Genomic DNA, 16,669 nt, shown 5'->3' with positions numbered 1-16,669 from the left:
TATAGATTACCCTAAGAAAACGGCTTATAAACGATTCTACGCCCTTGCCCGCGCTACGGCAGGCGGGTCAGTCTTGCTTATTGCATATTTAGAGACACAAAAAAACGAAAAGAAAGGAGGTAAACATGGTTTACCTAAAAAGATACACTTGTACGGTTTGCCATAAAAGCTTTCTATTTGTTAAGGAGCCTAAATGGAACTTTTAATCCTCATGAGGTCGCTAAACTGCTTAAAGTTAACAGAAGAACCCTTTACTATTGGATTCAGAAAAAGCAAATATCTTTATGTGAAAATTAACAGAAAACTCATCAGATTTAGACCTCAGGACATCCAGGACTTCATCCAAAACCACTTTGTCAAGGCTACTGATGTTGACGAAGTTGTAGATGAGATACTCTCAACAATCAAGTCAGAGGTTTGACAGAAATCACCACCAGAGAGAAGTCAGTGCCTGTTACAAATGAAAGCACTTTGTCCTTTGAGGTTTACTTCAGAGATTACTACCTACCATGGTGCAGAAAGAGACAGGTTTATTATGAGACAATGAAAAAGTATTTTCTTAATGTTGTCCCTGATTGGTTTAAGCAACTTAAATTAAACCAGATAAGCACTAAAGAATCTGAAATGCTTCAAAGTTACTTTATGGAAAAAGACTATACAATAGCAACAGTAAACAGGTACTTTAAGATATTCTTAGCTAGTATGACTAAAGCTTATGAGTGGGACTTAATTTCAGAGCAGAGGCTCAAAGCTATCAGGTAGCTTTCACAATCCCTTGAAAATCCTATCGGGGCGAGTGGATTTGAACCACCGACCCCCTGCTCCCAAGATGGGTGTTCTATCAAAAAAAGGAAGAAAAAACAAAGAGATAGATAAACCACTACTATCCACATGTGGTTAATGCAAAATTTTTTCACACTTACCTCTATTTTATAGGCAAAAGTAATATTTATTAGTGAAAACAGCTTATAAAACAGCGGAACTTAACTATTCTCAACTGCAATCAGTTCGTTTTACCGAAAAACCTCTCCTCGTTCTTGCAGGTGCAGGAAGTGGTAAAACAAGAGTCATCACTCATAAGGTATCTTATTTGATTGAAAACAACTATCCCCCACATAAAATTCTTGCCATCACCTTCACGAAAAGAGCTGCCAATGAGATGAAAGAGAGAGTTTTTAAATATACAGGAGTTGAGTCAAGATGGATTTCCACTTTTCACAGTTTTTGCCTCAAGATAGTAAGAAGTTTTGTAAAGTTTCTCAACAACGGACTTAAACCTGATTTCATTGTTTATGACGAAGATGAGGCATTTAAACTGTTTAAGAAAGTTTGTAAGGACAACTACTTTGACCAGGACCAGGCTCTAAATCTGTTTAAAAGAATTTCATACCTCAAACAACACGGAGAGATAAATGATTCCGTTTTTCAGGATTACAGGGAACTGAAAATTTACAAAACATACGAATCCGCACTCATTCAATGCAATGCCGTTGATTTTGACAACATTCAGCTTTTTGCATATAAATTACTTGCAAATCCTGAAATAAGTAACTACTTTAAATATATGTTTGATTACATTCTTATAGATGAGTTTCAGGATACGTCTCCAATTCAATACTCCATCGTAAAAAGCATAACAAAGAATGGCAACATTACAGCAGTTGGAGACCCACAGCAGAGTATTTACGGTTTCAGAGGAGCGGTTGTTGACAATATTTTGAAGTTTATCAATGAGTTTAATCCAAAGATTATAAAACTTGAGGAAAATTACCGGAGCTGTAAAGTGGTTCTTCACGTTGCAAATACTGTTTCAGAATTGATAGACGAAAAATGGAAGTCACTTGTTGTTAAATTGAAGAACACAAAAACCGATGAGGGTACAGTAAAAATTGCTCTCCATGAGGATGAACACTCTGAGGCATTATGGATTTTAAACAATGTTAAAGCACTGACTGAGAGTTTCTCACTTTCTCAGATTGCCATACTTGTAAGGGCAAGATACATTAAGCCTGCAATCAAAGAAGTTTTTGCCAGAGCAGGTATTTTACTTGACGACGTGGATGATTACGATTTCTTTAAAAGAACTGAAGTCAGGGATGTTCTTTCCTATCTCAAGTTTGCTTATAACCCATCGGATTACGTTTCCTTTGAGAGAGCCATCACAACGCCACCAAGAAGGATAGGAGAAAAAACTTTAAAGCAAATAGCAGAGTTAAACGAAACAGACTACCTTAAAGCAACAAAGGTTTATGCAAACACAGCTAAAGGGAACAAAAGGGATGCTCTCTTAAGTTTTGTAAGGTTTATAGAGTATCTTCAGGGATTCTTAAATGATCCTGCTCAGGCTTTAAATATAGTTGTTAAAACAACCAGCTATGTTGATTACCTTAAAGAAAAATTCAAAGACGATTGTGAGGACAGGTTTGCTTCCATAAAAGAACTTTTTGTCTTGTTAAAGAGATATAAAAGTCTTAAGGATTTCATTGATGATACTCTTCTTTACAATGGAAACAGAAGCGAACGACAGGCAGTCAAGCTGATGACTGTTCACACAGCAAAGGGACTTGAGTTTGACGCCGTGTTCTTACCCTCGCTGGAAAGAGGTATTTTCCCTGATGTCAGATGTGAGTTTGATGAGGAAGTCAGATGCTTTTACGTTGCAGTAACAAGGGCAAAAAAGTATCTGTTCCTCAGTGCCTGTAAAACAAGGGAAAGATTTGGCAGCAGACAGGGGTCAGCTCCGGGGAAATTTTTTGATTATATAAAAAATGCATATATATAAAATAGAAGAATTCAAAAAAAAAGGAGAGAAATATGGAATTTGAAAGGCTTGCTTGTATTATCAAATTTGCTCGGCTAAAAAGAGGGTTAACTCAAGAACAAGTGGCTAAAAAAGTTGGTATAACAACTTCATACGTTACGTCTCTTGAAAATAGCATAAGAACGTCAAAAAATACTGCAAAAGTAATTTTGCATTCATTAGGGGTTCATCTTGCTGTTATAGATGACTAACTTTTATATCCATCCTCTCCTCCTTTGTTGCTTAGAAATGATAATCAAAAATTTTATAAATGTAAACTTCTTCCTTAAAATTATTTTCAAAATAGGAAGGATACTTTTTTACGATTTCAGGAATTATGAACATTGGTTCTATTCCCCAGTCAGGAATGTATGCGTAAAACCCTTTCTCAAGATAAGCTTTACGGGCTATCTCAAATAAACTTGGATGTTCCTTCTCAAGTTCCTTACAAATGGCTTCAAATCTTCTTCCCCTTTCTTTTTTAAGAGCAGCAAGTAGATGCCTTACCTTTATTCTGGCTATTTTTATTTTTTCACCATCTACTTCATATGTTTCAATTTTTATGTCATCTTCCGGTATTTCATACACTTCTGCAAGCCATCTTATATCACCTTCAAATTCATCCGTTACCACTGCATAATCAACTCCTCTAATTTCTTCAACTATGTCTTCCTCTGAAATTGAATCATAAATATCCCTTATTTCATCAAGATTTTTTGCAAAACAAAATACTCTGCTATGCATATTTCCTCCTTTTTTGTTTTTTTATATAACAATAAAAAAAGCCAAAGATAATTAAAATTTTGGCTTATTTTTTTGGTTATAAATTTTTTGGTACCTTAAGCAATCTCAACAGAGTAAAGAAAGAGTCTTCTTCTACATATTCTCTAATAATATATGAAATTCTTTCATCCATGCTGTACCCCCATAAAAAATCATTAAATTCTTGACAACATAGAGAGGGGATAAACCCCTCTCTTATTGTTTTGTTATTTCATATCCTTCTTCAACCAGCAGCTCACACATACAATCACCACAAAGGGGTGAACCACCGAAGGCTAAAATTGCTTTTATTCCCTGTATCGCTTCTTCTCTGGAATCTGCAAGCCAGTAGAAAACTGAAGTCTCCCAGTTACAATAACCACATTTACGATCAAAACCTTCGTCTAATTCTATAATGTCATCTACATGGAAACCAAAAAGTTGCATGCTCTCCTCCTTTTAAATTTGTTGTGTCAACATCAGTTTTGTTTACATTGATATATTTGTTGTAAATTTCTTCAACAACATTTTCTACTTCCTGCGGGGTAAATAAAACAATCAGAGGACTTTCTTTTATTATTTCTTTTATTGTCTCTTTGGTAAGCATATTAACCTCCTTGCTTAAAACTTTTCTCCTAATACTTCCAATAAATGTGGGTTCTCTTGTAAAAGTTTAAAATCATCTACAGAATTGAGAGAAACTATTACCCCATACCAATTACGTTTTAAATCTCTTATTAGTGCTCTCTGAAAAGGTTTAGGACTTTCGTTGAATGGAATGGTTTTTTTGTCAGAAAAATATTCTTTATAACAACTTTCACAAACATATTTCTCTAAATAAATGTTACCACCTCGTTCAACCCAAAATACCGCATAAATTTTTTCTGCTTCGTAAGAGTCTGTATAAAGATAATTGTTGCACATGTCGCAAATTATTTGTCTGTTTATAGAAAATTTTTTTGTTTCTATTTCAATAATTTTTTGCATACAAAAACCTCCTTTTAAGTTTTTTTTGATTTTTATATTTAATAAATTGTCTTTATACTACACATTCCAGTTCTTCAACTTTTTCTTTATCTTTTTCTTCGGGTTGTCCTTTAAGTGTGCTTTTGTTGACTTGATTCCTCTGATACAATATTTTTCTATAATTATGCCACCATTTTTTTCTTTCTTCCTTTAATTTCATTTCTAAATCTTTTAGTTCTTCATTTGTTATTTCTATGCCATTTGCCTCCAAAAAACTAATTAGAGCCTCAGTTTTTATATACAAAATTTTCCCTTTGTTTTGTTTATTCAGCAAAAACAAGTATGTCATACTATCATCTAAAAGTATTTTCTTAGCGTCTCTCTTTAATATCCTAATGTACCCCATGCTCCCTCCTTTTTACTTTCTTCTACTCGTGCATCCTGTTTCATCAATGTCTTCAGTCTTGCCACTTTGTCAACAAGTCTTACTATGAACGCTATTTCTCCAAATTCTTCCCTGAGTTCAAAATAACTGTTACCATAATCAGCGTTCTTCTTCAGCAACAGCGTTTGAACTTCAGACGCTATTGCACTTAAAATTTCTCTCTTAAGCATATTGACCTCCTTGAATAGATTTTGATGGATTGGTTTTATTCGGTAAGCCTACTTTGATGTATCTGCTTTTGTATTACTCCCATTAAGTCTGTACCTTACCCTTGCTTTCACTTTCCTCGCCAGTGCTATCATAAACGGTTTCATCTTACGATTCATCCTGAAATAGTTCATTCCAATCATGGCTACCCTGTACGGTGTAAGCGAGAAATTGTTGGTCAATGTCTTTTCCATCCAATTGTTAATACGACTCCAACGGGCATTGCTTATCGTAAGCCCTGTTAACAGAGTGGAAAGCTTTTTCCTTTCCCTAATAGGAAGTGCAGAGAAAACTTTTTTAAAAAGTGCACGCCTTTCCTGTTCTGAGAGATTGATAAGAATATCCAATAAGATGTACAAACGCTCTTTCTCCTGATAGGAGAGGATAAGGTCAACGAGAGCAGAATTTTTAACTTTCATAAAAAACACCCCCTGTTTGATTGATAGACATATAAATACTTATATGTTATGTCAAAAAAAAAGTGTTAAAATGTGCAAAAAATCATAAAACCCTCCTTCCCTTCTGAGCGGAAGGTTCAAAAAAAATTCGGGATTGCTCCCTACTCAATGAGACAAAGAAAGGTGAAAAGAGAAAAGCCTGTTAAGGCTAACCTGATTTTTTATTCGGACAGCCCCTACTGAACTCCGGCTTTATTATATTATTACTTTTTGGTAGAAATTTGCAAAAAACTTCAGTTTGCATATACAATGATTATATGAAAAAACAAAAACCAACAAGGAAAAGACCTATACTTTTGCACATCAACGTTACAGAAGAAATAGCTCAGCAACTAAAGGCAATCGCAGAGAAACAAGGAAGAACAGTTACAGAGCTGGCAAGAGAAGCATTTGCAAGGATAATAAAGGAATACACGGACAGGCAATGACCTGCCCGTGTGAAAAAGCTATTTAACAGCCTCTTTCAAGCTTTTACCTGCTGAAAATTTTGGTACTTTTGTTGCAGGGATTTTAATTTCCTTTCCTGTTTTGGGATTCCTGCCTTTTCTTGCTTTTCTCTGTACAACAGAAAATGTTCCAAATCCTACAAGGCTGACTTTATTGTTTTTCTTGAGAGCCTCAGTTATTGACTCAACAATAGCATCAATAGCCCTTGCAGATTCAGCTTTTGTTAAATCAGCTTTCTTTGCAACAGCACTGATTAATTCAGTTTTTGTCATATTTTTTCACCTCCTTTCATTGAAAAATCAAAGGGTTATGGATAACAATAACAGATTTTATTTGAATTGTCAACTAAAAATAAAGGGCTTGACATAGGTATATGCATTGTATATAATAAAAATAAGATATTTGATCTTTGACAAGAAGAAGTAAAATAAAAAAGAGAGCATAGCTTTTTTAAAATAAACCAAGGAGGTCAATCATGGCTGAAAGAGCTGATAATTATAAAGTACTTCAGGAAATGAAAAAAAGAGACCCTCGTGCAGCGATAACATGTCAGGAAATCTTGAACCAGATACTGAATGCTGCGAGAGAAAGCGGTGAACCGATAACAAGTGCGATAGTTATAACAGATGAAACAATGACAGAAGAGGAAGAAGAGATGGCACTTTTTGAAGGATTTCTCAAGGAAGGCTACCCTCCAGATGTGGCAGAGAAAAAAGCCAGAGAGTGGTTAAAAATTGAAGAAAGACTTTTCAGGGAATAAAAGAGAGTTAATGATGGCAGAAAGTGCTTTTAAATATAAACCCAACGAAATAGAAAAAAAATTGGTTAAAAAGATGCTTGAGGATAAATTCTATTATCGGATAATAAATCTTGGAGATGAGAATACTACCCCTGAGGAACAAGAGATGGAATTACTGAAAGCATACCTTCAGGATGGTTATCCCCTGGAAGAAGCAGAAAAAATAGCCAAACAGGATTTACAGGAATTTTTAAAATTTGTAAATGAAATAAATAGGGAGGATAGATGAAAACAAGAAATGTTAATAATATTAACGATAATGGTCTGGCAGACTTTTTGAGGGACTGGAATCCTGATAACCCTGATGGCAGACTTTTTAATGGAGATGGAGAGGAAATTGTAGGAGAAAAGAAAAGGGAAATTATGAATCTGTTTAAGCAATATATGTTAAGTGGTTCACATATCCATACATGCAAAATAGTGAGTTTGGATAGATATAAAAGAAAAAAAGAGAAAAAATAACATAAAGAAAAGAGGGGGATTAAATCCCCCTTTCTTTTTTTAAGGTTTTTTTGATAGTCATAACTATTTCTTTAATTTTTTCTAAATCTTCTGTAACTCCATAAATTTTTACAATTCTTGCAATCCCACTATCTTGAATATCCACTTCCCCAAATTCTTGAAATGCTTCAAAATATTCAAAGACCTTGCGTGATGCACTGTTGGTAATTGTTCCAATCAAACAAGTGAACCCGAATTTTCTGGTATTGATGTAGAAGAACAGCGGTTCATTGTTAATTATTTCCTGTGCTTTCTCTGCTGGGAGTGAAAGACTGCTTAAAAGTTTTCTTAAGTTTTCAATTCTTTCAACCATTTTTTTTCCTCCTGAAGGTTTTATTTTTGAGCCGCTAATGCGGCTTATTTACGAAATTAAGCCCTCCAGAAGGAATGAATTTCTCCCTAATGGGAGAAAAACCCTTCGGAGGGGAAAGGGTATTGTTCGAGTGATCTACTTAACTTAGTGCTATTTATATATTACTCTTTGCTTTATGAGGTAATAATTAATTTGCCAAAAAACTAAAAACAAAGGGGGTTTTATGCGAAAAAATGGTGATTATGATTTTTCTTTCCGCTGTCCCCGTTGTGATGGATTTCTGTATATGGCAGATAAGTTAGACATTCCTAAACGCTATAATCCAGAAAAGGCTTTAGCTAATGGTAAGAAACCTAAAAAATATTTTTCAAAAATGTTTATTTGTATCAATTGTGGCAGAATTTGGGTCTTTGAAAATAATGATTTATACCTTTACCCTCAAGGGACACCAAGAAAAGAATTTTTAACCCAAAAACTCTTCAAGAAGTCCTAACCCGGTCTTTAGAACTCAGATAAGGATTGCTAAAGTATAGGTAAAGACAGTTAAAGTATGTGTAAGGGCGGGTAAAGTATAGGTAAAGCACTTTCCCTCAATAAAAGATGATTAAAAAAGTCCTTACCCGGTCTTTACCCGCCCTTACCCTATCTTTATCAATCCTTACCTTATCCTTACCCTATCTTTACCTGCATTTACAATTAATCTTAAGACTGCAAAAGTAATATATAACTATGAAAAAGACATTTAAATTCACATTAGACACCGAAACAGATTTGGATGTTATTCAAATTATTGAAAGAGTCCCTAAAGCTTTTAGGTCTCAATTTTTGGTTGAAGTGGTGAGGATTGTGAGTTCAAATCTGGTGAACTATGTCTTAACTCAATCTCAAAGTAAAAATTTAAATTTATCCGAACAGGTAAATATCAACAATAAAAAACAAGAGACTCCTGTTCAAAATCATCAGGTAATTAATAATCAAGCAGTTGATATTCAAGAAGTTAATAATCAGGAAGTTAATAATAAAGAAAAAACAAGGTTAAATATTTCTAAGCTCTTTGGAGGTTTTTAATGTTAGAAAAGCCACATCTTCTTATAGCCAACAATACTGATGATGTAATAGCATGGATAAAAAAACAGAACTGTCTCTTAAATGAAACCATTGAACCTTATCCTGAAATAAGTTCTCTGGAAAAGTTTGTAACCTACCATTACTGGTCAAACTCTGAGTCTGTAAATGTTTTTCAGGTTAAAGGGACTGCTCATCCTGATTACATAGGAATAACATGGATAGATATGCTTAAAGCAGGTAAGAGAATGCCCTTAAACCTTTCTCTTTTAGCTGAAAATCCTGACTACTACTTTCAGAAAACAAAAAAAGAACCTGTAATGCATTACACAAAAATAAATGACAAAATTTTTATTTCAGGAGAGGGAAATCACAGAACTGCAATAGCAAAGGTTTTATTTTATTGCACAGGAGATGCGATCCTGCACGGGGTTGAATATAATGAGTATCAGATAGATTTTAAACTGAAAGAACTTTACGAGAAAACAAAAAGCCTGCTTTTCAGGAAATTTCCGCATATAGAAATAATTCCTGAAAATAGAATATTAAAAAGAGAAGACACTTCTGGCTGGAAAAAAGATTACTACACAAACTACTTCAAATTAATTAACCACAGAAAAAATAAGCAAATTGAAATATCGGGCAACGAACTTGAGACTATTTACATGGATTTTTCCAGCTTCAATATACTGAAAAGTTTCTTTTCAAAAAGCATTATTAAAAAAATTTTATAAAGGAGGATGCCTTAATGAGTTTTGCAGGAATTGATATAGGCTACGGTTATACAAAGGTCGTTTATGATGGTGGTCAATTCATTTTTAAAACCACTGTGGAACCTTACATTCATTCTGAGAAAGTATTTGGAAAGTCTCCTGATGTTGTGTATGTGAATGGCAATGGATACCTTGTTGGTCCTGATGCTTTACCCAGAATGCAGGTAACCAAAGATTTTGTCGGTAGTGAGTCTTACTATGCGATAATTGGATACTGTTTGAATGAAATATACAGGAAAACCAATTCTGTTTTATCAGGTATAGCACTTGGATTGCCCCCTGCCCTTTATAACGAAAGAAAAACAATACTGCTCAGAAACAATCTTGAAAGAGCAGAATTGTCAATAAACAAAAATTTTATCCCTATTCCTGATAAAGTAGCTTTTGTCCCGCAAGGAGTGGGAGCTTACATTGATTTTGTATATAACAACCCTGAATTTGTGGATAAGGATGTAATTGTAATAGACATTGGTTATTACACAGTGGATATGATCTTCATAAAAGAAGGCAAGTTTATTCCCAGAGCTTCGGAGAGTTATCCTTCAGGGATGGAACTTTTATTAAGCAGGATTTGTTCTGATTTTTCAGAAAAGTACGGAGAATTTATAACCCCTGTACTTGCAGAGTCAATATTAAAAAAGGGAAGTTTTACATATTTTGGTAAAGAGTATAAGTTTGACGCTCAACATGTTCTTGAAAAATTTTATATCCCTGAACTGGCAAGAAGAATAAAGGAGTATTCAATTACGCTTAAAAACAACTACTTTGAAATTGATTCCATTTCAGCTATTGTTATAACCGGTGGTGGTGCTGTATATGTTAAGGATATGATAGAGGGAGCTTTTATCCCTGATGAGCCTCAATTTGCAAATGCAAGAGGGTATAAAATTTACTTGCAACAGTTATAAGGTAATATTCACTATATGGCATTTCTTGTTTATGCTAAAAACGCTAAATACATTAAAATTTTAAAAAGTCTTTTATTAAAAGAAAATTGTTTGGTTTTTGATACTGAATTCCCAGAGGCAGTTATCACTATGAAAGACCCTCAAAAGTTTATCCCTCAAGAGATAAAAAAACACTTTCATATTGAAATTGTTGATGATTTCAAAAAATTTCTTAAAGGGTTTAATTCTCTTGTGGAAGTTGTTACTCCTTCTGCAGGATTTAAAGCAGGAGACACGGTAAAATTCGTTAAAGGACAATATGAGGGATTAGTAGGAATTGTAAAAACTGTAAATAAACAGAACCTTGAAGTTGAGATAGCAGTCTGGGGAAGAATTGTAAAGGACGTTGTTGAATATGATGAAGTTGAAAAAATTGTTAGTGTTTTTTAATTGAAAAATGCAAAAATTTAAAAAGTGTCTTTTCTGCAAAGATGGAATAATGGAGAGGAAAATTAAAAATGAAACCCTTTTCTGTAAAAGGAAATCTGTAACTATTTCTAATTATGTAATTTATGAGTGCAATACATGTGGAATGTCTATTGTTGATCGAAAAACTTTAAAGAAGTCTGGAAAGAAACTGAGAAAAATTTTTAAACCATCATAAAAATTTCTTCAGATTCATTATCCATCATTACACTTTTCTGGATTTCAAGTTTTTCCACTATTTTATTGATGAACATTTCATCTATACTGTTAACCAGTGCAAACCAGTAACTGTTGACTGTATTTTTCTGCCCGATACGGTGGAGTCTATCTTCAGCTTGTAGCATTTTCGCAGGAGTCCATTCGTATTCAGCAAAAACAACGGTACTTGCCTCAGTAAGTGTAATGCCTTCAGCAGCAGCCATGATTGTAGCTATGAACAGAGGAGATTTACCAGACTGAAAATACTCAACCATTGCCTGTCTATCCCTTGCAGATGTTTCCCCTGTAAGAACGGGTGGTTTGAGATGATGGAATGTTTCTCCGAAAAATTTTGCAACATCTCTGTGATGTGTAAAAACAACGACTTTTTCATTGTTAAGGGTGTCTTCAAGGAATTGCACGATGACATCCTTCTTTTCCTCAAAAGCCATTCTTCTGTATTCGTTTATTAATGGAAGTGCAACAGAGCGTATGCGGAGTTTTTCAGCTTTCAGTTGCTGTAAGAGTTCTTTGTTGTTTTCTTTCTTTATTTGCTTTATTTTCTTATTTATTTCCTGAATCTGGTTTATAATGTTTTTTGTTCTTTCTTCAAGGGATAAGAAACTGTTGCTTACAGTTTGTTTAACAGGGACAACTGTTCTAATTTTATCTGGCAATTCTCTGAGAACATCCTTTTTCTCCCTTCTGAGCATTACAGTTGATCTTAGAATTCTTCCAAGTTCCTCAACGTTTGATGCACCAGAGAAGTCCCATACTTTTTTAATTCCCTGCTTTGTCGGTATTTCTTTTCTATGTGCCGCACAGTATCTGAAAGTAAACTTAAAGAAATCATTAAACCTTTCAGGATATAACAAATTAAGAATCGGGAAAAGTTCCACAGGTCTGTTAAGCATGGGAGTTCCTGTAAGGGCGATGATTTTTGCGTGGGGGTTGCTTCTACAAATTCTCACAACTTCCTTTGTTCTTTGAGCTTCAGGATTTTTAATGTAGTGAGCTTCATCAAGCACTATGCAGTTAAGGTTGTAAAAATGCTTATCCTTCAGTATGTCGTAATTTAAAATGTAAATATGAACAGCAGTTTCCTGAGTGAATCCATTTTTACCTTCAACAACTTCAATTTTTAAAGGTTCAATTAGCCATTTATTTAATTCTTTAAGCCAATTGTATTTTACTGATGCAGGGCAGATTACCAATGCTTTAGGGTAGATTTTTTGTTTCAAAAGCCAGTTAAAGTAGCCAGCTGTTTGAATGCTTTTACCAAGTCCCATTGAGTCTGCAAGCAGAACATTTTTCTTGCGAACAAGGAATTCCACCCCCGCACGCTGATATGGATAATAGGAAAGACCCTGAGGAACAGGAACAGGGAAGTTTGTATCTGCTTTTCTGCTTAACTCTATAACATTGTTGAGTTTGTTGTAATAGTCTTTAAGATACTGCGTAAGATAAATAACCTCTTCTTCAGGATAAAGGTTTAATATTTGACTGTTTGACTCAATAAAATTTTCTACAGATGAGAAATAATTTAAATCAAGATACCACGCACGATACTCTGGAGACCATCTGAGCTTGTGTTGCTTAAAAAGAGAAATGATACTTTCATTGTAAGGGATGAAAAAGTACACTTTTTCCTTAACAGGGCGAATGGCACTTGAAAAAGCCCTTTTTACTCTCATTTAATAAATATTACTCTTGAAAAAAAATTCTTTATATGAGTAATATTTATGCATAAATCACCTTCCACGGAGGTAAAACATTGCTTAGGCACTCTGATTTAATCAATGCGTGGCTTGAATATATAAGATTAGAGGAATTAGTTAATTTAAAAATTAATGAAAAAAATGTTCCACATGACACTTACTATAATGACTTAAATATTATAAACAGCATGATAAAATCAAATGGTACAGAGTTAGTTATAAAATTCCACAATCTTGACTATATAAAACATATAGTTACGCAAACAGTGAAAAACTCACAGGAAATAAATAATTTTATTGACCAAAAAAAATAAAACTTCTAATAATGAATTCAACGAAAAAGAATCAGATATAAAAGAAAAAATAAAAAGAATTTTAGACGATGATTTTGACAGAGAAGAAACTTTCTATTGTCTTTTCCCAATTATCAGAGAAAAAATTTCAAACAATGATTACTATTACTACCCTCTTTTTGTTTTAAACTTTTCCGCAAAGATTGGTGATATTATAATGCCAATATTTGAATCAAACGGAAATAACAATTTTTATAGCTTTTGCTTTAATACTGCTACTCTTACAAACTTTGTTGTGTGTAAACCCGTATTTATCAATATATTTAAAATGGATATTGATGAATTTGACAGTCTTGATACTAAAAAGCCACTTCTTACTTTTATAGTTACAGAGCTTCTCAAGGAAGAAAAAGTAGAAAACCTTGATTTTGCTACTGCTTTTTTAAATCTTAAAGATTACTGTAAAAGAACGTTAAAAGTATATTATCCCTTTGGTAAATTTGAACTCTGGAACAAAGATTTCATAATTCTTGACAGCAAATTAGAAATAATTGAAAGCGTAAAGATAAAGAAACAATTAAATGTCCTTAAAAAAGATGAATTTGATCCCGAAAAGTTTCCTAATTCTGCGGCATACAGATATTTATACGAAAAGCAGCAGATAAGTTTTGAAGACTACAACAAAGCGGATGATACAATTTGGTATGGAACATTTCATTCTTTTGAGTTAAGCCATGGGCAGGGAATACTGTTACAAAAACTTGCCAAAGGAGAGAATCTTATTGCAGTTCAGGGGCCTCCTGGAACAGGCAAAACAACAATTCTAATGTCTATCATTGCTAACATTCTTACAGAAAGAGCTATAAATATAGCAAAAGGCGGGGAAGATTATTCAACCCTTATCTTGGTAGCCTCAACTGCAAATAAGGCAGTTGAAAACGCCGCTAGAGAGTTTATCGATGCTGATAAAAATCCTCAACTAAAAAAACTCCCTATCTACACAAACGATGGCTTTTACTTTATTGGTGGTAAAAAAGAAAATATATCAGCATCTATAGGAAAAGTAAGCAATTTCATCACGCATCTTGAAAACATACAATGGAATCAACAACTTGAGGAAAAATACCAGAATTTAAAAGAAGAAATATTGCAAAATTATTATGAATTTATGGATTCTTTAAATACACTGAAAGATTTAAAAAACAAATATAGCGATCTAAAAAATAAAATGTTAATAGAAATTTCAAAACTATCAGATTTAAATTATGACACTTCGGATATAGATAAAATTATAAATGATATAACAAAAAAAATAATAAATTTTGAAGAAAAATATAAACTTCATGCCCGAGATAACTTAAAGCTTTTGGTAGATATTATAGACCGGTATGAAAAATGGGAAAAACAAATTCTGAACATGAATTTAGACAAAACTAAACTTGTAGAACTAAAAAACTCCCAACAGTTTTCTACATTTTACGAAGATTTTTTAAGACTTTCTTCAAAACTAAAGAATAAAACGCTTATAGAAAAAATACTTTCTCTTTTTGTTAATAAAGACAAGATATTAATTGAAAATTTCGTACTTAAATATAGAAAACTTTTTGAAATGTTAAGCTTTAACCCAACAGAGTTGCTAAATTGTAAAGTTTTTAAAAACTCCATGCCAGAAATTGAGAAGTTGATCAATTTCATTGAAGAACCTTTGCCTCATGACTTTTTTGTTAATGAAGAAACTATAGAAAACTTAAAAACTTATCTTCTGTCTTTCAATTTAATACAAGTAAAAGAACAATTAGCTGAAATAGAACAGTGTGAACATTTCAAATGGATAAATGACAAAGCAGGTATATTTAAGTTTTGGAAATCAAACTACGAAAAGACAAAAAATTTATTTCTACTTGCATCCGAATTTTTATATTTATACGCACTAAAAAACAGAGCCTATATCATCTGAAAAATCTATAAAAAAGTTATTCTTAGAAGCACCTGAAGAGCCCGATATAGATACAATGCTTGAAAATTATTTAAATAGACTGTGGTCTAAATGGGGAATTGAATCATTACCTGCCTTACTTGATTTCGTGTATTTCGAAACTGAACCCATGTTATATGTATCCAGAAAAGGTGAATCTCTTGATTTTAGTACAATAAAAAAATATGAAGGGATAAAGAAAATAAAGTGGACTGACGAACAGTTAAAAAAATTAAAAGAGATAGGAAAATCTATAAAAGAAAAACTTGATAAAATGCCTCTACCTGCTCAACCCGTTATGCCTTTGTTAACCTTCTATTTATCATAAAAAATTTTAAAACAAAAAAGCGGGAGTTAGCTCCCGCTGATGTTTTCAACTTTTTCACTTATTGAACTATCAATTTTCTTCTGTATCTCTTCGTATTCCTGCCACAACATTTGAAACTCATCTACAATTGTTATCATTACCTGTTTTTCCCTGCCTCTTAAGTCTTCATGAACCTTCAATGCCATCATAGGGCCAACTATGATGACTTTACCATACTGGTTGCATATTTGTTTTAAAAGAATCATTTGTGGCTCTACTTCTTTGTTTAACTTAACAGAGCCATTCACATAAAAAAATAAGAAATTTTCCTTTGAATATCCTTTAATCATGTTACCCTCCATTTTTTATTTTTTTGCCAGAAAGCACTGGCAACTTTGCGAGATTTTTCGGTGAGACCCTACTTGAACTAAATCTATATAAATATTACTCTTGACGATATTGAAAAAATTTTGTTATAAGAGTAATATTTATATAGAAACCCTTTTCAAAGGAGGCAAAAATGAACAATGAAATAAAGAGATATAAGAAAGAATTACTAAAATTAAAAGAAAAACAAAAAAAATATGATTATGCAAAACTTATTCCTATTTTGATTATTGGTATTCCTATTATAGTAGCTTTATTTGCTGCCATAGAATTTCATTTAAATATAGCCGAGGCTTTAACCGTTTTTGTTGTCGCAGCTTTTATTGTTATGCAAATTTCTTATGCATTTAATTTTGAAAAGGATATTCCTACAATTGAAAAAGAATCAAAGAAAAACATTAATAATAGTAATTATGATAATGATTTTGTTTTTAAACATGACGACTATTCTTCCGAACACTTTGAATCTCAAAATTTTACTTTTGATAGCAGTTATGAGGATGATAGATACGGTGTAAATCCATTTAGAATCGGTGGAAAATGGTGGCAAGATTAGCTAATCATAGAAATAGGTTCCTTTTTAATTTTATCGTAGAATTTTAAATGTGCTTTTAAATCAATAATAAACTCATTTGTAATTTCAAACTTATAAAGAAGTTTACCAAATAGAGAAGTAAAATCGTATCCCATTATAAAAATACTGTACCCCTCTTTTAAATCCTCTGGTAAAATATCAACAGGAAAACTAAACTCTTCGTTAAATATGCATACCACCTTTTGCAAAGATTCGTCATAGTTGAATTCATAACTTACATTTGTTAAGTTATTTTTGTCTGTAAAGTATAACAAAATAATTCCGGTATTTAAGTTAATTATAGGAAA

The 16,669-nt window shown here is 32.8% G+C and carries 29 protein-coding genes; 17 read left to right on the top strand and 12 right to left on the bottom strand.

What is annotated here, in order from left to right:
* Positions 1 to 193: 193 nt before the first annotated feature.
* From V4D30_RS01200 to V4D30_RS01185, 4 genes are all read left to right on the top strand, one after another.
* The gene (locus tag V4D30_RS01200) at positions 194 to 421 is read left to right on the top strand and encodes a hypothetical protein (RefSeq protein WP_353684433.1); all 228 of its coding nucleotides are present in this window, start codon (positions 194 to 196) and stop codon (positions 419 to 421) included.
* Complete coding sequence (locus V4D30_RS01195; protein WP_353684432.1) at positions 418 to 762, top strand: hypothetical protein; 345 nt, start codon at positions 418 to 420, stop codon at positions 760 to 762. The genes V4D30_RS01200 and V4D30_RS01195 overlap by 4 nt, the downstream gene beginning before the upstream one ends.
* A 193-nt stretch (positions 763 to 955) precedes the next feature.
* On the top strand, positions 956 to 2,782 hold the full coding sequence (locus V4D30_RS01190) for an ATP-dependent helicase (protein ID WP_353684431.1): 1,827 nt from the start codon (positions 956 to 958) through the stop codon (positions 2,780 to 2,782).
* Positions 2,783 to 2,814: 32 nt separating this feature from the next.
* Positions 2,815 to 3,012 (top strand): helix-turn-helix transcriptional regulator, encoded by a 198-nt coding sequence (locus tag V4D30_RS01185; protein WP_353684430.1) that lies wholly within the window; start codon positions 2,815 to 2,817, stop codon positions 3,010 to 3,012.
* 31 nt (positions 3,013 to 3,043) lie between these two features.
* Here V4D30_RS01185 and V4D30_RS01180 read toward each other — a convergent pair whose 3' ends face one another.
* From V4D30_RS01180 to V4D30_RS01150, 7 genes are all read right to left on the bottom strand, one after another.
* A complete protein-coding gene (locus V4D30_RS01180) occupies positions 3,044 to 3,544 on the bottom strand; it encodes a hypothetical protein (protein ID WP_353684429.1) in 501 nt (166 codons plus the stop codon).
* Between the two features lie 234 nt (positions 3,545 to 3,778).
* Positions 3,779 to 4,009, bottom strand: a complete 231-nt coding sequence (locus tag V4D30_RS01175) for a hypothetical protein (protein ID WP_353684428.1) — start codon at positions 4,007 to 4,009, stop codon at positions 3,779 to 3,781.
* Positions 3,981 to 4,169 (bottom strand): hypothetical protein, encoded by a 189-nt coding sequence (locus tag V4D30_RS01170; RefSeq protein WP_353684427.1) that lies wholly within the window; start codon positions 4,167 to 4,169, stop codon positions 3,981 to 3,983. Before V4D30_RS01170 ends, V4D30_RS01175 begins: the two co-directional genes overlap by 29 nt.
* Before the next feature lie 14 nt (positions 4,170 to 4,183).
* Positions 4,184 to 4,549 carry a hypothetical protein gene (locus V4D30_RS01165; RefSeq protein ID WP_353684426.1) on the bottom strand — a complete coding sequence of 122 codons (366 nt, stop codon included), beginning with the start codon at positions 4,547 to 4,549 and terminating at the stop codon, positions 4,184 to 4,186.
* A 52-nt stretch (positions 4,550 to 4,601) separates the two neighbouring features.
* On the bottom strand, positions 4,602 to 4,934 hold the full coding sequence (locus tag V4D30_RS01160; protein ID WP_353684425.1) for a hypothetical protein: 333 nt from the start codon (positions 4,932 to 4,934) through the stop codon (positions 4,602 to 4,604).
* Entirely contained in the window at positions 4,913 to 5,143 is a 231-nt protein-coding gene (locus V4D30_RS01155) for a DUF1599 domain-containing protein (RefSeq protein WP_353684424.1), read from the bottom strand. Before V4D30_RS01155 ends, V4D30_RS01160 begins: the two co-directional genes overlap by 22 nt.
* A gap of 48 nt (positions 5,144 to 5,191) precedes the next feature.
* Positions 5,192 to 5,599, bottom strand: coding sequence for a hypothetical protein (locus V4D30_RS01150; RefSeq protein ID WP_353684423.1), 408 nt, complete (start codon positions 5,597 to 5,599; stop codon positions 5,192 to 5,194).
* 296 nt (positions 5,600 to 5,895) lie between these two features.
* Here V4D30_RS01150 and V4D30_RS01145 point away from each other — a divergent pair, with 296 nt between their 5' ends.
* Positions 5,896 to 6,066: a hypothetical protein gene (locus V4D30_RS01145; protein ID WP_353684422.1), complete on the top strand. Its 171-nt coding sequence runs from the start codon at positions 5,896 to 5,898 to the stop codon at positions 6,064 to 6,066.
* An 18-nt stretch (positions 6,067 to 6,084) separates the two neighbouring features.
* On the opposite strand, the gene V4D30_RS01140 is transcribed toward V4D30_RS01145, so the two are convergent.
* Positions 6,085 to 6,357: an HU family DNA-binding protein gene (locus V4D30_RS01140; protein WP_353684421.1), complete on the bottom strand. Its 273-nt coding sequence runs from the start codon at positions 6,355 to 6,357 to the stop codon at positions 6,085 to 6,087.
* 203 nt (positions 6,358 to 6,560) lie between these two features.
* Between V4D30_RS01140 and V4D30_RS01135 the strand changes: the two genes are divergently transcribed.
* The 3 genes from V4D30_RS01135 to V4D30_RS01125 are packed head-to-tail and all read left to right on the top strand — an operon-like array spanning position 6,561 to position 7,346.
* Positions 6,561 to 6,845 (top strand): hypothetical protein, encoded by a 285-nt coding sequence (locus V4D30_RS01135; protein ID WP_353684420.1) that lies wholly within the window; start codon positions 6,561 to 6,563, stop codon positions 6,843 to 6,845.
* Entirely contained in the window at positions 6,820 to 7,113 is a 294-nt protein-coding gene (locus V4D30_RS01130; RefSeq protein WP_353684419.1) for a hypothetical protein, read from the top strand. Before V4D30_RS01135 ends, V4D30_RS01130 begins: the two co-directional genes overlap by 26 nt.
* On the top strand, positions 7,110 to 7,346 hold the full coding sequence (locus tag V4D30_RS01125; RefSeq protein WP_353684418.1) for a hypothetical protein: 237 nt from the start codon (positions 7,110 to 7,112) through the stop codon (positions 7,344 to 7,346). The genes V4D30_RS01130 and V4D30_RS01125 overlap by 4 nt, the downstream gene beginning before the upstream one ends.
* Before the next feature lie 19 nt (positions 7,347 to 7,365).
* Here V4D30_RS01125 and V4D30_RS01120 read toward each other — a convergent pair whose 3' ends face one another.
* Positions 7,366 to 7,698, bottom strand: coding sequence for a hypothetical protein (locus V4D30_RS01120; RefSeq protein WP_353684417.1), 333 nt, complete (start codon positions 7,696 to 7,698; stop codon positions 7,366 to 7,368).
* Positions 7,699 to 7,984: 286 nt separating this feature from the next.
* On the opposite strand from V4D30_RS01120, the gene V4D30_RS01115 reads away from it, so the two are divergent.
* From V4D30_RS01115 to V4D30_RS01090, 6 genes are all read left to right on the top strand, one after another.
* Positions 7,985 to 8,191 carry a hypothetical protein gene (locus V4D30_RS01115; protein WP_353684416.1) on the top strand — a complete coding sequence of 69 codons (207 nt, stop codon included), beginning with the start codon at positions 7,985 to 7,987 and terminating at the stop codon, positions 8,189 to 8,191.
* 236 nt (positions 8,192 to 8,427) lie between these two features.
* Positions 8,428 to 8,766: a hypothetical protein gene (locus tag V4D30_RS01110; RefSeq protein WP_353684415.1), complete on the top strand. Its 339-nt coding sequence runs from the start codon at positions 8,428 to 8,430 to the stop codon at positions 8,764 to 8,766.
* On the top strand, positions 8,766 to 9,497 hold the full coding sequence (locus V4D30_RS01105) for a hypothetical protein (RefSeq protein WP_353684414.1): 732 nt from the start codon (positions 8,766 to 8,768) through the stop codon (positions 9,495 to 9,497). Before V4D30_RS01110 ends, V4D30_RS01105 begins: the two co-directional genes overlap by 1 nt.
* A gap of 14 nt (positions 9,498 to 9,511) precedes the next feature.
* Entirely contained in the window at positions 9,512 to 10,444 is a 933-nt protein-coding gene (locus V4D30_RS01100; protein WP_353684413.1) for a ParM/StbA family protein, read from the top strand.
* A gap of 15 nt (positions 10,445 to 10,459) precedes the next feature.
* A complete protein-coding gene (locus tag V4D30_RS01095) occupies positions 10,460 to 10,873 on the top strand; it encodes a hypothetical protein (protein WP_353684412.1) in 414 nt (137 codons plus the stop codon).
* Positions 10,874 to 10,880: 7 nt separating this feature from the next.
* Entirely contained in the window at positions 10,881 to 11,087 is a 207-nt protein-coding gene (locus tag V4D30_RS01090; protein WP_353684411.1) for a YgiT-type zinc finger protein, read from the top strand.
* Here the strand turns inward: V4D30_RS01090 and V4D30_RS01085 are convergent.
* Positions 11,074 to 12,750 carry a DEAD/DEAH box helicase gene (locus V4D30_RS01085; protein ID WP_353684410.1) on the bottom strand — a complete coding sequence of 559 codons (1,677 nt, stop codon included), beginning with the start codon at positions 12,748 to 12,750 and terminating at the stop codon, positions 11,074 to 11,076. The genes V4D30_RS01090 and V4D30_RS01085 overlap by 14 nt on opposite strands.
* Positions 12,751 to 13,122: 372 nt before the next feature.
* Between V4D30_RS01085 and V4D30_RS01080 the strand changes: the two genes are divergently transcribed.
* Positions 13,123 to 15,075: an AAA domain-containing protein gene (locus tag V4D30_RS01080; protein ID WP_353684409.1), complete on the top strand. Its 1,953-nt coding sequence runs from the start codon at positions 13,123 to 13,125 to the stop codon at positions 15,073 to 15,075.
* A 55-nt stretch (positions 15,076 to 15,130) separates the two neighbouring features.
* Positions 15,131 to 15,421 (top strand): hypothetical protein, encoded by a 291-nt coding sequence (locus V4D30_RS01075; RefSeq protein ID WP_353684408.1) that lies wholly within the window; start codon positions 15,131 to 15,133, stop codon positions 15,419 to 15,421.
* A 26-nt stretch (positions 15,422 to 15,447) separates the two neighbouring features.
* Here the strand turns inward: V4D30_RS01075 and V4D30_RS01070 are convergent, their stop codons facing one another.
* Positions 15,448 to 15,750 (bottom strand): hypothetical protein, encoded by a 303-nt coding sequence (locus V4D30_RS01070; protein WP_353684407.1) that lies wholly within the window; start codon positions 15,748 to 15,750, stop codon positions 15,448 to 15,450.
* A 170-nt stretch (positions 15,751 to 15,920) separates the two neighbouring features.
* Here V4D30_RS01070 and V4D30_RS01065 point away from each other — a divergent pair, with 170 nt between their 5' ends.
* Positions 15,921 to 16,343 (top strand): hypothetical protein, encoded by a 423-nt coding sequence (locus tag V4D30_RS01065; protein ID WP_353684406.1) that lies wholly within the window; start codon positions 15,921 to 15,923, stop codon positions 16,341 to 16,343.
* Here the strand turns inward: V4D30_RS01065 and V4D30_RS01060 are convergent.
* Positions 16,340 to 16,636, bottom strand: coding sequence for a hypothetical protein (locus tag V4D30_RS01060; RefSeq protein WP_353684405.1), 297 nt, complete (start codon positions 16,634 to 16,636; stop codon positions 16,340 to 16,342). The genes V4D30_RS01065 and V4D30_RS01060 overlap by 4 nt on opposite strands.
* Positions 16,637 to 16,669 lie beyond the last annotated feature (33 nt).

The sequence above is a fragment of the Thermodesulfovibrio sp. 3907-1M genome, from assembly GCF_040450955.1.
Taxonomy (GTDB): Bacteria; Nitrospirota; Thermodesulfovibrionia; order Thermodesulfovibrionales; family Thermodesulfovibrionaceae; genus Thermodesulfovibrio; species Thermodesulfovibrio autotrophicus.
Note: the sequence above shows the minus strand (reverse complement) of the source record. Positions and strands in the feature narration are given on the sequence as shown.